Origin of the sequence: Pseudomonas sp. Pseu.R1 (genome assembly GCF_045764065.1) — a bacterium.
Lineage (GTDB): Bacteria > Pseudomonadota > Gammaproteobacteria > Pseudomonadales > Pseudomonadaceae > Aquipseudomonas.
This window is the reverse complement of the sequence record NZ_JBJGEE020000001.1, coordinates 5,372,431-5,386,716: the sequence shown is the minus strand read 5'-3', so window position 1 is coordinate 5,386,716 and position 14,286 is coordinate 5,372,431. Positions and strand designations below refer to the sequence as shown.

The 14,286-nt window shown below is 60.4% G+C and carries 14 protein-coding genes; all 14 read right to left on the bottom strand.

Features of this window, described 5'->3' with window-relative positions:
• Window positions 1-48 precede the first annotated feature (48 nt).
• Window positions 49-2,343, bottom strand: coding sequence for a chemotaxis protein CheA (locus tag ACI5GA_RS24545; RefSeq protein ID WP_421424633.1), 2,295 nt, complete (start codon window positions 2,341-2,343; stop codon window positions 49-51).
• Window positions 2,344-2,474: 131 nt separating this feature from the next.
• Window positions 2,475-3,263, bottom strand: a complete 789-nt coding sequence (locus tag ACI5GA_RS24540; protein WP_404632955.1) for a protein phosphatase CheZ — start codon at window positions 3,261-3,263, stop codon at window positions 2,475-2,477.
• Between the two features lie 19 nt (window positions 3,264-3,282).
• On the bottom strand, window positions 3,283-3,657 hold the full coding sequence (locus ACI5GA_RS24535) for a chemotaxis response regulator CheY (RefSeq protein WP_175500148.1): 375 nt from the start codon (window positions 3,655-3,657) through the stop codon (window positions 3,283-3,285).
• Between the two features lie 267 nt (window positions 3,658-3,924).
• Window positions 3,925-4,665: an RNA polymerase sigma factor FliA gene (fliA, locus tag ACI5GA_RS24530; protein ID WP_081568863.1), complete on the bottom strand. Its 741-nt coding sequence runs from the start codon at window positions 4,663-4,665 to the stop codon at window positions 3,925-3,927.
• Window positions 4,662-5,495, bottom strand: coding sequence for a flagellar synthesis regulator FleN (fleN, locus tag ACI5GA_RS24525; RefSeq protein ID WP_108240145.1), 834 nt, complete (start codon window positions 5,493-5,495; stop codon window positions 4,662-4,664). Before fleN ends, fliA begins: the two co-directional genes overlap by 4 nt.
• Before the next feature lie 119 nt (window positions 5,496-5,614).
• Entirely contained in the window at window positions 5,615-6,973 is a 1,359-nt protein-coding gene (flhF, locus tag ACI5GA_RS24520; protein WP_404632953.1) for a flagellar biosynthesis protein FlhF, read from the bottom strand.
• Window positions 6,974-6,984: 11 nt separating this feature from the next.
• Window positions 6,985-9,114: a flagellar biosynthesis protein FlhA gene (gene flhA / locus ACI5GA_RS24515; RefSeq protein ID WP_404632951.1), complete on the bottom strand. Its 2,130-nt coding sequence runs from the start codon at window positions 9,112-9,114 to the stop codon at window positions 6,985-6,987.
• A gap of 177 nt (window positions 9,115-9,291) precedes the next feature.
• A complete protein-coding gene (flhB, locus tag ACI5GA_RS24510; protein WP_404632949.1) occupies window positions 9,292-10,431 on the bottom strand; it encodes a flagellar biosynthesis protein FlhB in 1,140 nt (379 codons plus the stop codon).
• A 1-nt stretch (window position 10,432) separates the two neighbouring features.
• Window positions 10,433-11,218, bottom strand: coding sequence for a flagellar biosynthetic protein FliR (gene fliR / locus ACI5GA_RS24505; RefSeq protein ID WP_421424632.1), 786 nt, complete (start codon window positions 11,216-11,218; stop codon window positions 10,433-10,435).
• A gap of 7 nt (window positions 11,219-11,225) precedes the next feature.
• Window positions 11,226-11,495 (bottom strand): flagellar biosynthesis protein FliQ, encoded by a 270-nt coding sequence (gene fliQ, locus ACI5GA_RS24500; protein ID WP_404632945.1) that lies wholly within the window; start codon window positions 11,493-11,495, stop codon window positions 11,226-11,228.
• A gap of 25 nt (window positions 11,496-11,520) precedes the next feature.
• On the bottom strand, window positions 11,521-12,264 hold the full coding sequence (fliP, locus tag ACI5GA_RS24495; protein ID WP_404632943.1) for a flagellar type III secretion system pore protein FliP: 744 nt from the start codon (window positions 12,262-12,264) through the stop codon (window positions 11,521-11,523).
• Window positions 12,264-12,719: a flagellar biosynthetic protein FliO gene (gene fliO / locus ACI5GA_RS24490; protein WP_421425531.1), complete on the bottom strand. Its 456-nt coding sequence runs from the start codon at window positions 12,717-12,719 to the stop codon at window positions 12,264-12,266. Before fliO ends, fliP begins: the two co-directional genes overlap by 1 nt.
• Before the next feature lie 57 nt (window positions 12,720-12,776).
• Window positions 12,777-13,241 carry a flagellar motor switch protein FliN gene (gene fliN, locus ACI5GA_RS24485; RefSeq protein WP_404632941.1) on the bottom strand — a complete coding sequence of 155 codons (465 nt, stop codon included), beginning with the start codon at window positions 13,239-13,241 and terminating at the stop codon, window positions 12,777-12,779.
• Window positions 13,242-13,316: 75 nt separating this feature from the next.
• A complete protein-coding gene (gene fliM / locus ACI5GA_RS24480) occupies window positions 13,317-14,285 on the bottom strand; it encodes a flagellar motor switch protein FliM (protein ID WP_404632939.1) in 969 nt (322 codons plus the stop codon).
• Window position 14,286 lies beyond the last annotated feature (1 nt).

Below are 14,286 nucleotides of genomic sequence, written 5' to 3'. Positions count from 1 at the left end.
CCAATCGCGAATGAATTCGCTCCCACAGGGTCCATCGCTTTGCTGCAATCAAATACGCCGCGCAGCGTAGCGCTTGAGCATGCTCGGTACGTCGAGAATCAACGCGATGCGGCCATCACCGGTGATGGTGGCGCCCGACATCCCCGGCGTGCCTTGCAGCATCTTGCCCAGCGGCTTGATCACCACTTCTTCCTGGCCCACCAGTTGATCGACCACGAAGCCGATGCGCTGGGTACCGACCGAAAGGATCACCACATGCCCTTCGCGTTGCTCCTCATGGGCGGCGTTACTGACCAGCCAGCGCTTGAGGTAGAACAGCGGCAATGCCTTGTCGCGCACGATGACCACTTCCTGACCATCGACGACGTTGGTGGTCGACAGGTCTAGGTGGAAGATCTCGTTGACGTTGACCAGCGGGAACGCGAAGGCCTGATTGCCCAACATCACCATCAGGGTCGGCATGATCGCCAGGGTCAGCGGCACCTTGATGACGATCTTCGAGCCTTGGCCCTTGGTCGAGTAGATGTTGATCGAGCCGTTGAGCTGGGCAATCTTGGTTTTCACCACGTCCATGCCCACGCCACGGCCCGACACGTCGGAGATCTCGGTCTTGGTCGAGAATCCCGGCGCGAAGATCAGGTTGTAGCAGTCGGTGTCGCTCAGGCGATCTGCCGCATCCTTGTCCATGACCCCGCGCTTGACTGCGATCGCGCGCAGTACCGCCGGGTCCATGCCTTTGCCGTCGTCGGAAATCGACAGCAGGATGTGGTCGCCTTCCTGTTCCGCCGAAAGCACCACACGACCGCCACGGGCCTTGCCCGACGCTTCGCGCTCTTCCGGCGACTCGATGCCGTGGTCCACCGCGTTGCGCACCAAGTGCACCAACGGGTCGGCCAACGCTTCGACCAGGTTCTTGTCCAGGTCGGTTTCTTCACCCACCAGTTCAAGGTTGATTTCTTTCTTGAGCTGACGCGCCAGGTCGCGAACCAGACGCGGGAAGCGGCCGAAGACTTTCTTGATCGGCTGCATGCGGGTCTTCATGACCGCGGTCTGCAAGTCAGCGGTGACCACGTCCAGGTTGGACACGGCCTTGGACATGGCTTCGTCGCCGCTGTTGAGGCCCAGGCGCACCAGACGGTTACGCACCAGCACCAACTCGCCGACCATGTTCATGATTTCGTCCAGCCGCGCGGTGTCGACGCGCACGGTGGTTTCCGCTTCGGTCGGTGCCTTGTCGCCGCCCGCCGCAGGGGCCGGGGCACGGGCCGGTGCCGGAGCGGCAGCCGGTGCAGGGGCTGCTTTGGCAGGCGCAGCAGGTGCCGCAGCCGCCGCGGGCTTGACGGGTTCGGCTTTAGGCGGTTCAGCCTTCGCAGGCTCGGCTTTCTTGACCGGTGCAGCGGTCGCACTGGCCCCCACGTCTCCCGAGAACGCGCCCTTGCCGTGCAACTGATCGAGCAGCGCTTCGAATTCGTGGTCGGTGATTTCATCCGACGGCGTATCTGCCGACGCTGGCGCAGCGGCCTCGGTCGCAGCAGGCGCAGCCGCACCCCCGGTGGCGTCGGCGGAGAACGTCCCCTTGCCATGCAACTGATCGAGCAGTGCTTCGAACTCGTCGTCGGTGATTTCGTCGCTGGCCGGCTCACTCGCCGCAGCGGACGCCGCAGGCGGAACCACAGCGTCGACCGCGAACTGGCCTTTGCCATGCAACTGGTCGAGCAAGGATTCGAATTCGGCGTCGGTGATTTCATCACTGGCCGCTTCATCCGCCGCCGCAGGGGCCGAAACCGGCGCCACAGGCGCAGACACGGCGGCACCGGCCGCTTCGGCCTTGACCGCATTGAGCGAGTCCAGCAGCTGTTCGAATTCCTGATCGGTGATGTCGTCGGAGGCTGGCTCCGCCACTGCTTCGACGACCGGTGCAGGCGCGGGTGCTGCGGCGACTTCGTCCGCCGACGCAGGCTCGGCCAGACGCGACAGCGCGGCAAGCAATTCAGGCGTGGCAGGCGTAATGTCCGAGCGCTCACGCACCTGACCGAACATGCTGTTGACGGTGTCCAGGGCTTCGAGCACCACGTCCATGAGTTCCGCATCGACCCGACGCTCACCTTTGCGCAGGATGTCGAACACGTTCTCGGCGATGTGACAGCATTCAACCAACTCGTTGAGCTGGAGGAAGCCGGCGCCCCCTTTTACAGTGTGAAAACCGCGAAAAATTGCATTGAGCAGATCCGCATCATCCGGCCGGCTTTCCAGCTCGACCAACTGCTCGGACAACTGCTCCAGAATCTCGCCGGCCTCTACCAGAAAATCCTGAAGGATTTCTTCATCGGCGCCGAAGCTCATTGGGGGTGCTCCTAAAATTAACCGTCAACCGATCCAGGGGCCGCACCTTGGGTCTGCGCGGGTGGCCTTCGTCGAAGCCTTCACGCGCCACACCTGCGGCCACTTTCACATAGAACCTGAGCGCTGGAACTTCAGAACCCGAGGCTGGATAGCAGATCGTCTACATCATCCTGACCGGATACGACGTCTTCACGTTTATCGGCATGAATCTGCGGACCTTCACCCTTGGAATGAAGTTTTTCCTGTTCTTTTTGCTGCCGGAACGCTTCCTGATCGTGCTGGATACCGGCAAAACGATCGACCTGGCTGGCCATCAACACCAGCTTGAGCAAATTGCTCTCCACCTCGGTGACCATCTTGGTCACACGCTTGATCACCTGTCCGGTGAGGTCCTGATAATCCTGAGCCAGCAGGATGTCGTTCAGGTGGCTGGCGACCTCGTGGGTCTCCTTCTCGCTACGGCTCAGAAAGCCCTCGACGCGGCGGGCCAGATCACGAAACTCTTCGGCGCCAATCTCGCGACGCATGAAGCGTCCCCAGTCTGCGCTCAAGGCCTTGGCATCGGCGCTCAGGCCATTCATCAAGGGCGTGCTCTGTTCCACCAGGTCCATGGTTTTGTTGGCCGCACCTTCCGTGAGCCTGACAACATACGACAAGCGCTCGGTGGCATCCGTGATCTGGGACACCTCTTCGGCTTGCGGCATGTGCGGGTCAATCTGGAAATTGACGATGGCACTGTGCAACTCGCGCGTCAGCTTGCCGACTTCCTGATACAAGCCGCGATCACGGGTCTGGTTCAGCTCGTGGATGAGTTGCACGGCTTCGCCGAACTGGCCTTTTTCAAGGCTGGTCACCAGCTCCTGTGCATGTTTCTTCAGGGTCGACTCGAAGTCACCCATTGATGAATCTTTAGGATCCATAGCGCCCTCGCAGCGAACATCAGCTATTGACGCGCTCGAATATCTTCTCGATCTTTTCTTTGAGTACCTGAGCGGTGAACGGCTTCACGACATAGCCATTCACACCGGCCTGTGCGGCCTCGATGATCTGCTCGCGCTTGGCTTCTGCCGTGACCATCAACACTGGAAGGTGACGCAGGCGCTCGTCGGCTCGCACCTGACGCAGCAGGTCGATGCCGGACATGCCAGGCATGTTCCAGTCGGTCACCAGGAAATCGAAAGCACCGCTCTGCAACATTGGCAACGCGGTAGTGCCGTCATCTGCTTCGGCCGTGTTGGTGAACCCAAGGTCACGCAACAGGTTTTTTATGATCCGCCGCATCGTTGAGAAGTCATCAACGATGAGGATTTTCATGTTCTTGTCCAATTCGACCTCCAAGCAGTCTTTAACGCGCCCAGCTCCCGGACGCGCGTTCAATCAATACCGGTGCAGCAACTTGACCGGTGACACGAAAACGAGAGGGCTTTGGAATCGAAAGGTACGAGCGCAGCGGAAAAGCGTCCTGAAGACCTGATCCGACCGGCTCCTGCCTTGTCTCTTTTGCTTCCCACATCACATCACATCTTGCACAGCCGGTCTTACAAGCAACCCGCAGCCTCTATCACGAGGCTGCGCAATCTATCAGCGCGCGCGCCATTCTCCCAGCCGTCCACGCAGACGCGCGGCGCACTGGCTGTGCAACTGGCTGACACGGGATTCGCTGACCCCCAGGACCTCACCGATTTCCTTGAGGTTCAGCTCTTCGTCGTAGTACAGCGCCAGCACCAGGCGTTCACGCTCGGGCAGGTTGGCAATGGCATCGGCCAGTGCGCTCTGGAAGCGCTCGTCTTCCAGGTCCCGCGACGGTTCCAGCGACTGGCTCGCGCCATCCTCGTGCAACCCTTCATGCTCGCCGTCCTGCAAGAGGTCGTCGAAACTGAACAGGCGGCTGCCCAAGGTATCGTTCAAAATCCCGTAATAATCATCGAGACTCAATTGAAGTTCGGCAGCAACCTCGTGATCTTTAGCGTCGCGGCCGGTTTTTGCTTCAATCGCACGAATGGCGTCGCTGACCATGCGCGTGTTGCGGTGAACCGAACGTGGCGCCCAGTCCCCCTTGCGCACTTCATCGAGCATCGCGCCACGGATACGAATACCCGCGTAGGTCTCGAAACTCGCACCCTTGGTGGAGTCGTACTTGGTCGACACTTCGAGCAACCCAATCATGCCCGCCTGAATCAAGTCCTCGACCTGAACACTGGCCGGCAGACGCGCCAGCAGATGGTAGGCGATGCGTTTGACCAGCGGGGCATAACGCTCAATCAGCTCGTACTGGGAATCCTTGGATGATTTGCTGTACATGCGATAGCCACTTGCAGTCATGACACAGGCCCTGCACTGGTCTGATGAACCAGGCGCTCAACGAAAAATTCAAGGTGGCCACGCGGGTTCGCCGGCAGTGGCCAGGTGTCGACCTTTTGCGCGATGGCCTTGAACGCCAGCGCACATTTGGAACGTGGAAACGCTTCGTAGACCGCACGCTGCTTCTGCACGGCCTTGCGCACGCACTCGTCGTACGGCACAGCACCCACGTATTGCAGGGCCACGTCGAGGAAACGGTCGGTGACCTTGGTCAGTTTGGCGAACAGGTTGCGCCCTTCCTGCGGGCTTTGGGCCATGTTGGCCAGCACACGGAAGCGGTTCATGCCGTAATCGCGGTTGAGCAGTTTGATCAGCGCGTAGGCGTCAGTGATCGAGGTCGGTTCATCGCACACCACCAGCAGCACTTCCTGTGCCGCGCGCACGAAACTCACCACCGACTCACCAATCCCGGCAGCGGTGTCGATCACCAGCACGTCTAGGTTGTCGCCGATTTCGCTGAAGGCCTGAATCAGACCGGCGTGTTGTGCCGGGCTCAGTTGAACCATGGTCTGGGTGCCGGAGGCCGCCGGTACGATGCGCACACCGCCCGGGCCTTGCAACAGGACATCGCGCAGCTCGCAACGGCCTTCGATAACGTCAGCCAGGGTGCGTTTGGGGGTCAGCCCCAACAAGACGTCGACGTTGGCCAGACCCAGATCGGCGTCCAGCAACATAACGCGGCGTCCCAGCTCGGCCAGGGCCAGCGAGAGGTTCACTGACACATTGGTCTTGCCTACGCCACCTTTGCCACCGGTCACCGCGATAACCTGAACGGGATGCATGCTGCCCATAGTTAATTCTTTACCTTGTCTTGCTTAGACCCAAGCCACATTTCGGGCTGCACGTTCACTGAGTGAACAATGCCTGGCAGACCAACGATGCAGGTATTTTCCATTGTCATTTTCCTTACCTAGCCCGCGCGCTTGCCGGTGCTGTGATAAAGATCCGCAAACATATCCGCCATTGCTTCCTCGCTCGGCTCCTCCTGCATCTGCACACTGACGGCACGGCTTACCAACTGGTGCCGACGGGGCAGATGCAGATCATCCGGTATCCGTGGGCCATCGGTCAGATAGGCCACGGGCAATTCGTGTGTCACCGCCAGGCTCAGCACTTCGCCAAGGCTTGCGGTTTCGTCGAGTTTGGTCAGGATGCACCCGGCCAGACCGCAACGCTTGTAACTGTGATAGGCCGCGGTCAGCACTTGCTTCTGGCTGGTGGTGGCCAGTACCAGGTAGTTGCGCGCCTTGATGCCGCGACCGGCCAGGCTCTCCAGTTGCAGGCGCAATGCCGGGTCGCTGGCTTGCAGGCCAGCGGTGTCGATCAGCACCACGCGCTTGCGCAACAGAGGCTCCAGCGCCTGCGCCAGAGACTGGCCCGGGTCGACGTGGGTCACCGGCACATTGAGAATCCGGCCCAGCGTCTTGAGCTGCTCCTGAGCCCCGATGCGGAAGCTGTCCATGCTCACCAGCGCGATATTTTGCGCGCCGTATTTCAACACATAACGGGCTGCGAGTTTGGCCAATGTAGTGGTCTTGCCCATACCGGCCGGACCGACCATGGCAATCACCCCACCCTCTTCCAGCGGCTCGACGTCCGGTGTGACGATCATGCGCGCCAGATGAGCCAGCAACATGCGCCAGGCATGAGGCTGATCATCGACATCCGGGACCATATTCAGCAGGTCACGGGACAGAGGGCCAGACAGGCCCACACGCTGCAAACGACGCCACAGGTTGGCCTGCTGCGGACGGCTGCCTTGCAACTGGTTCCAGGCCAGCGAACCGAGCTGGACTTCCAGCAGTTCGCGCAGGCCATTCAACTCCGAACGCATCGACTCGTAAGCGCGTTGGCTAATCCCCGGTTCGGCGGCGGATTGACGCTCAGCGCGCTCGGCACGGTCGGCGGCAATAGCGGCGTGGATCGAGGGGCGGAACGGTTCATCCAGCGTCGGTTCGATCTGCTTGCTGTCGTCCATCGCAAGACCGGCAAACAACTGCCGGTTGGCGACCGTGTCCAGCTCGCTACGGCTGGTCAGCTCGGCCTGTGCGGTGACGATGCGCGACTGAGTCTTGCGCAGCTCGTCTTCCAGCTCGATATTCGGCACACGCGGCGCCAGCGCCGACAGTTTGTAATCCAGCGCGGCTGTCAGTTCCACACCACCGGCGATCCGCCGGTTGCCGATGATGGCGGCTTCAGCGCCCAGCTCATCACGAACCAGTTTCATGGCTTGTCGCATATCGGCGGCGAAAAAACGCTTAACTTGCATGACTCACTACCTCAGCCGTTCGGCCCGACAGTCGCTACGATGGTGACTTGCTTATTGTCAGGAATTTCCTGATAAGCCAAAACATGCATGTTCGGAACCGCCAGGCGCCCAAAGCGGGACAACATGGCGCGAACCGGACCTGCAACCAACAAAATGACCGGCTGACCCTGCATCTCCTGACGCTGCGCCGCTTCGATCAACGAGCGCTGAAGCTTCTCAGCCATACTCGGTTCGAGCAGAACGCCTTCTTCCTGACCCTGACCTGCCTTCTGCAGACTATTGAGCAATATCTGTTCCAACCTTGGCTCAAGGGTGATAACAGGCAGCTCCGGCTCAATGCCCACAATGCTTTGCACGATGGCGCGGGACAGGCCGACCCGTACGGCGGCCACCAATGCGGCGGTATCTTGACTCCGGGCGGCATTGTTGGCGATGGCTTCGGCAATGCTGCGAATATCGCGCACCGGCACCTGCTCGGCCAACAGCGCCTGCAACACCTTGAGCAGCGCCGATAACGACAGCACGCCCGGCACCAGCTCTTCAGCCAGTTTCGGCGAACTCTTGGCCAGCAGCGTCATCAGTTGCTGCACTTCCTCATGACCGATCAGCTCATGAGAGTGCTTGTACAGAATCTGGTTCAAGTGGGTCGCGACGACAGTGCTGGCATCGACCACGGTGTAACCGAGGGACTGGGCTTGGGCGCGCTGGCTGATTTCGATCCAGACTGCTTCCAGCCCGAACGCCGGGTCTTTGGCAGTGATGCCGTTGAGGCTGCCGAACACCTGACCGGGGTTGATCGCCAGCTCGCGGTCGGGGTAGATCTCGGCTTCGGCCAAGGTCACGCCCATCAGCGTCAAACGATACGCGCTCGGGGCCAGGTCCAGGTTGTCGCGAATGTGTACGGTTGGCATCAGGAAGCCCAACTCTTGCGACAACTTCTTGCGCACGCCCTTGATCCGCGCCAGCAGTTGCCCACCCTGATTGCGGTCTACCAGCGGGATCAAGCGATAACCCACTTCCAGGCCGATCATGTCGATCGGGGTCACATCGTCCCAGCCCAGCTCTTTCGACTCCTGGGCACGGGTTGGCGATGGCAACAGGTCCTGTTGACGCTTGACCTCTTGAATCGCGGCCAGCTTGGCCTGGTTCTGTTTTTTCCACAGCAGGTAAGCCCCCCCTGCTGCCAACAGGCCCAGACTGATGAACGAGAAGTGCGGCATGCCCGGCACCAGGCCCATGATCACCATGATCGCCGCCGACACCGCCAGCGCCTTGTGCGAGGTGAACATCTGGCGGCTGACCAGCTTGCCCATTTCTTCGGAACCCGATGCACGGGTCACCATGATCGCGGCGGCAGTGGACAGCAGCAGCGAAGGCAGTTGCGCCACCAAACCGTCACCGATGGTCAGCAGGGCGTAAACCTTGCCTGCGTCGGAGAAGGTCATGTTGTGTTGCAGGATACCCACCAGCATGCCGCCGATGAGGTTGATGAACAGAATCAGCAGACCGGCGATGGCGTCGCCGCGCACGAACTTACTGGCACCGTCCATGGAGCCGTAGAACTCGGCTTCCTGGGCGACTTCAAGACGGCGACGCTTGGCTTCGGCCTGATCGATGAGACCGGCGTTGAGGTCGGCGTCGATGGCCATCTGTTTACCGGGCATGGCGTCGAGGGTGAAGCGCGCGCTCACCTCGGAAATACGACCGGCACCTTTGGTCACGACCACGAAGTTGATGATCATCAGGATCGCGAACACCACGATACCGACGACGTAGTTACCGCCGATCACCACTTCACCGAAGGCCTGAATCACCTTACCGGCAGCGGCGTGGCCGTCCTGACCGTGGAGCATGACGACGCGGGTCGATGCGACGTTCAGCGCCAGGCGCAGCAAGGTCGCGATCAGCAGAATGGTCGGAAAGACCGAGAAATCCAAAGGCCGTAGGGCGTACACGCAGACCAGCAACACGACGATGGACAGCGCGATGTTGAAGGTGAAAAACACGTCCAGCAGAAACGGCGGCATCGGCAACATCATCATTGCCAGCATGACCAGCAACAACAGCGGCACGCCCAACTGACCACGACCCAGACCGACCAGCCCGGAGCGTGCGTTAGTGATTAATTGAGAACGATCCACCGATTCTGTACCTGCGCGTTAAATCAAACTTTTGACGCCAGAGGCGTTGTAACGCAGGTATTGCAAAAACCTGTCCAACTCTTGGATTGGATTGAATATATCAGAGTGCCATTATTGGGGAATGTGGTGTGGTCGACATAATTTGACGTTAGATTCTTTCTCTGATGCCAGGCCCTACTAATTATCCCGCCGCAAATCCGGCGGAATCGGTAGATTGTCTTTCAACGGATCAGGCCGTTTGCCCTTCCCGGCCCGGAACTGACGAATCTGATAGACATACGCCAAGACCTGCGCCACCGCCAGATACAACCCGGCAGGAATCTCGTTTTCCAGCTCAGTGCTGTAATAGATCGAACGCGCCAGCGCCGGGGACTCCAGCAACTGGATTTCGTGCTCGGCGGCAATCTCGCGAATCTTCAGCGCAATGAAGTCCGTCCCCTTGGCCAGCAACACCGGCGCACCGCCCTTGTCCGGGTCGTACTTGAGCGCCACGGCGTAGTGGGTCGGGTTGGTGATGACCACGTCTGCCTGGGGCACCGCCGCCATCATCCGCCGCTGCGACATCTCACGCTGCAACTGGCGAATCCGCTGTTTGACCTCGGGTCGCCCTTCGTTGTCCTTGTGCTCGTCGCGCACTTCCTGCTTAGTCATCAGCAGCTTTTTGTGCGCATCCCACAACTGCACCGGCACGTCCACGGCCGCGATGATCAACAGTCCGCAGGCCATCCACAGCGTGCTCCAGCCCACCAGTTGCAGGCTGTGGGCCATGGCCATTTCCATCGGTTCATGGGCAATGGCCAACAGGTCGTTCTTGTCCTTGGCCAGCACCATGATCGCCACGATCAAGATGATGAAAAATTTGGCGAGGGACTTGAGCAGCTCGATCAGCGATTTGGGCGACACCATGCGCTTGAGCCCGGCCAGCGGGTTCAAGCGACTGAATTTGGGCGCCATCGACCCTGCCGCGAACAACCAGCCACCCAGCGAAATCGGCCCGATCAGTGCTGCGATGGTCAGCGCGACCAACAACGGCGTGACGGACATCAAGGCGACTTTGCCTGACGCCATCAGCATCAGGCTCATGCTGCGCTCTTCCATCAGCGCGTCGCGGGAAATGACGAAATTGTCCCGCATCAACTGCATCATCATTTCGGCCATGGACCCGCCGAACGCCAGCAAACCGGCGGCGCCGACGATCATGACGATGACGGTATTGAGTTCTTTGGAGCGGGCGATCTCGCCCTTTTCTCTGGCCTCACGTTTTCGTTTGTCCGTGGGGTCTTCTGTCTTGTCCTGACCGCTCTCGCTTTCAGCCATGTCAGCGCGCCTTGACCATGTCTTTGAGCAACTGCAAGGCGTCCACCGCCAGCGGTTGGTACTGATTGAGAATGTCGCCGAGGGAGATCCACAAAATCCCCATGCCCAGCACCAGTGTCAGCGGAAAACCGATCGAGAAGATGTTCAGTTGCGGCGCCGCACGGGTCATTACGCCCATCGCGATGTTGACTACCAACAAGGCTGTGATCGCGGGCAGCACCAGAATCAGCGCAGCGCCCAACACCCAGCCCAGACGCAGCACCAGCTCCCAGAAATTGGCCGTCATCAGCCCCTGCCCCACGGGCAAGGTGGTGAAGCTTTCGATCAGCACTTCAAACACCACCAGGTGGCCATTCATGGCAAGAAACAGCAGCGTGACCAGCATGGTGAAGAACTGGCCGATCACCGCCACCGAGACGCCGTTGACCGGGTCGACCATGGACGCGAAGCCCATGCCCATCTGGATCGCAACGATTTGCCCGGCGATCACGAACGCCTGAAAGAACAGTTGCAACGACAGGCCCAGCGCAGCGCCAATAACGATCTGCTGGGCAATCAGCAGCAGCGCGCTGAGGTCCAGCGCATGCACTTCCGGCATCGGCGGCAGACTCGGCGCGACGACCACGGTGATCGCCAGCGCCAGATAGAGACGCACCCGGCTCGACACCAGCGTGGTGCCGAACACCGGCATGGTCATCAGCACGGCGGCGATACGAAACAGCGGCAGCATGAACGCCGCCACCCAGGTGCTGATCTGCGTGTCGGTCAGCGCCAGAACAGGTTCCATTGCCGACTCAGCCGATGACTTGGGGAATGCTGGTGTACAGCGTGATGATGTAATCCATGAACGTGCGCACCAGCCACGGGCCAACGGCGATCAGGGTCACCAGCATCACCAGCAGGCGAGGCAGGAAGCTCAAAGTCTGTTCGTTGATCTGGGTGGCGGCCTGAAACATCGACACCAGCAGGCCGACGATCAGGCTCGGCACCACCAGAATCGCCACCATGGTGGTGGTCAGCCACAGGGCTTCACGAAACAGGTCTACAGCAACTTCCGGGGTCATGCCGCGCACTCCTCGTCAAACAGATTCATACGCCACCAAAGCTGCCAGCCAGCGTACCGATGATCAGCGCCCAACCGTCCACCAGCACGAACAACATGATCTTGAACGGCAGCGAAATGATCAGCGGCGACAGCATCATCATACCCATGGCCATCAGCACGCTGGCGACCACCAGGTCGATGATCAGAAACGGGATGAAAATCATGAAACCGATCTGAAACGCGGTCTTCAATTCCGAGGTCACGAACGCGGGCACGATGATGGTCAGCGGCGCGGCATCCGGGGTCGGAATGTCGGTGCGCTTGGACAGGCGCATGAACAGGTCCAGATCGCTGGAGCGGGTTTGCGCCAGCATGAAGTCCTTGATCGGCACTTCAGCCTTGGCCACCGCGTCCTGCGCGGTCATCTTCTCGGCCAGATAAGGCTGCAGCGCGTCGGTGTTCACACGGTCGAACACAGGGGCCATGATGAACAGCGTCAGAAACAGCGCCATGCCGGTGAGGATCTGGTTCGACGGCGTCTGTTGCAGCCCCAGCGCTTGGCGCAGGATCGAGAACACGATGATGATCCGCGTGAAGCTGGTCATCAGCATGACGAACGCCGGAATGAAGCTCAGCGCCGTCATGATCAGCAGGATTTGCAGGCTGACCGAATACTCTTGCTGGCCGTTGGCACCCGTGCCCAGCGTGATCGCCGGAATCGACAACGGGTCGGCGGCGAGCGCCAGCGGCGCTGCCAGCAGCAACAGCAGCGTCAAAACAATGCGCATCAGTTCTTATCCTTCTGACCCTGTTTGCCCAGCACTTCCATCAGGCGCTTGGCGAACTCTGGCGTGGCGTGCTGAGTGGCAGGCACCTCGACGGGCTCGTTCATCACATGCAATGCGGTGATGCTGCCAGGCGACACCCCCAACAAGACCTGCTCGTTACCGACCTGAACCAGCACCAGTCGATCGCGCGGCCCCAAAGCGCGGGAGCCGACCAGTTCGATGACCTGATTGCCCGCAGGGCCGGTGCTCTGAACCCGACGCAGGAGCCACGCCAGACCAAAGATCAGCGCCACCACCAAGCCCAGGCCCAGCACCAGTTGCATCAACTGGCTGCCAATGCCGCTGCTCAACGCGCTGACCGGTGGCACGACCGCAGGCGCCGTGTTCGACGCCGCAGTGCCGGAAGCCGACGCGGCGGGTGCCACGGCATCGGCCGCCAACACCGCCCAGGACATCAACACGACAGGCGCTGCCAGCAGGCCCTTGAGCCGCTTCACGAGAAAAGCGCTCACTTAACGCAGCTTCTTGATACGTTCGCTCGGGCTGATCACGTCGGTCAAACGGATGCCGAACTTCTCGTTCACCACCACCACTTCACCGTGAGCGATCAGCGTGCCGTTGACCAGCACGTCCAGTGGCTCACCCGCCAGACGGTCCAGCTCGATCACCGAGCCCTGGTTCAGTTGCAGCAGGTTGCGGATGTTGATGTCGGTGCTGCCCACTTCCATGGAAATGGACACCGGAATGTCGAGAATCACATCCAGATTGGGGCCGTCCAGCGACACCGGGCCGGTCTGCTTCGGCACACTACCGAACTCTTCCATCGCCATGCGGTTGCCCGAGGACTGACCGGCATCGGCCGCCAGCAGCGCGTCGATGTCCGCCTGACCACCCTCACCCGCTTCACCCAGGGCCGCAGCCCACTCGTCGGCCAGTGCCTGGTCGTCTGTGGAGTTCATTTCGTTTTCATCAGCCATGGTTGTCCTCGGCGAGCAATATTCGTTGACACAGCAATTCGTTTACACAGCGCATTCTGAAACTGACAGCACCCGTCAGCGGCGTTCGACCGGCTCGACCACTTGCAGGGCCAGGTTGCCCTTGTGCGAACCGAGCTTGACTTTGAACGACGGCACGCCGTTGGCGCGCATGATCAAGTGATCGTTCAGCTCCACCGGAATCACGTCACCCGGCTGCATGTGCAGGATGTCCCGCAATTTGAGCTGACGACGGGCCACGGTGGCGCTGAGCGGCACCTGCACGTCCATCACGTCCTGCTTGAGCGCATTGACCCAGCGTTCGTCCTGATCGTCCAGATCGGACTGGAAACCGGCGTCGAGCATTTCACGCACCGGCTCGATCATCGAATACGGCATGGTCACGTGCAGGTCGCCGCCACCGCCGTCGAGTTCGATGTGGAACGTCGAAACGACAATGGCCTCACTGGGGCCGACGATGTTGGCCATGGCCGGGTTCACTTCCGAGTTGATGTACTCGAAATTGACTTCCATGATCGCCTGCCAGGCTTCCTTCAGGTCGATGAACGCCTGATCCAGCACGATCCGCACCACGCGCAGTTCGGTCGGGGTGAATTCCCGGCCTTCGATTTTGGCGTGACGGCCATCGCCGCCGAAGAAGTTGTCCACCAGCTTGAACACCAGTTTGGCGTCCAGGATGAACAGCGCAGTGCCGCGCAACGGCTTGATCTTGACCAGGTTCAGGCTGGTAGGCACGTACAGCGAATGCACGTACTCGCCAAACTTCATCACCTGCACGCCGCCCACCGCCACGTCCGCCGAACGGCGCAGCAGGTTGAACATGCTGATGCGGGTGTAACGGGCGAAACGCTCGTTGATCATCTCCAGTGTCGGCATGCGTCCACGGACGATGCGGTCCTGACTGGTCAGGTCATAACTTTTGACGCTGCCCGGTTCGATAACGCTTTCGGTCTGTACCAGACCATCGTCCACGCCATGCAGCAGCGCGTCGATTTCATCCTGGGACAGCAGGTCTTGCACGGCCATG

What these genes read in the sequence shown, in the direction of transcription:
- ACI5GA_RS24545 (WP_421424633.1), bottom strand. Translation starts at nt 2,343, where the DNA reads ATGAGCTTCGGCGCCGATGAAGAAATCCTTCAGGATTTTCTGGTAGAG.
- ACI5GA_RS24535 (WP_175500148.1), bottom strand. Translation starts at nt 3,657, where the DNA reads ATGAAAATCCTCATCGTTGATGACTTCTCAACGATGCGGCGGATCATA.
- ACI5GA_RS24540 (WP_404632955.1), bottom strand. Translation starts at nt 3,263, where the DNA reads ATGGATCCTAAAGATTCATCAATGGGTGACTTCGAGTCGACCCTGAAG.
- fliQ (WP_404632945.1), bottom strand. Translation starts at nt 11,495, where the DNA reads ATGACCCCGGAAGTTGCTGTAGACCTGTTTCGTGAAGCCCTGTGGCTG.
- fleN (WP_108240145.1), bottom strand. Translation starts at nt 5,495, where the DNA reads ATGGGCAGCATGCATCCCGTTCAGGTTATCGCGGTGACCGGTGGCAAA.
- fliR (WP_421424632.1), bottom strand. Translation starts at nt 11,218, where the DNA reads ATGGAACCTGTTCTGGCGCTGACCGACACGCAGATCAGCACCTGGGTG.
- flhB (WP_404632949.1), bottom strand. Translation starts at nt 10,431, where the DNA reads ATGGCTGAAAGCGAGAGCGGTCAGGACAAGACAGAAGACCCCACGGAC.
- fliM (WP_404632939.1), bottom strand. Translation starts at nt 14,285, where the DNA reads ATGGCCGTGCAAGACCTGCTGTCCCAGGATGAAATCGACGCGCTGCTG.
- fliP (WP_404632943.1), bottom strand. Translation starts at nt 12,264, where the DNA reads ATGCGCATTGTTTTGACGCTGCTGTTGCTGCTGGCAGCGCCGCTGGCG.
- fliN (WP_404632941.1), bottom strand. Translation starts at nt 13,241, where the DNA reads ATGGCTGATGAAAACGAAATGAACTCCACAGACGACCAGGCACTGGCC.
- fliO (WP_421425531.1), bottom strand. Translation starts at nt 12,719, where the DNA reads ATGTCCTGGGCGGTGTTGGCGGCCGATGCCGTGGCACCCGCCGCGTCG.
- flhF (WP_404632953.1), bottom strand. Translation starts at nt 6,973, where the DNA reads ATGCAAGTTAAGCGTTTTTTCGCCGCCGATATGCGACAAGCCATGAAA.
- fliA (WP_081568863.1), bottom strand. Translation starts at nt 4,665, where the DNA reads ATGACTGCAAGTGGCTATCGCATGTACAGCAAATCATCCAAGGATTCC.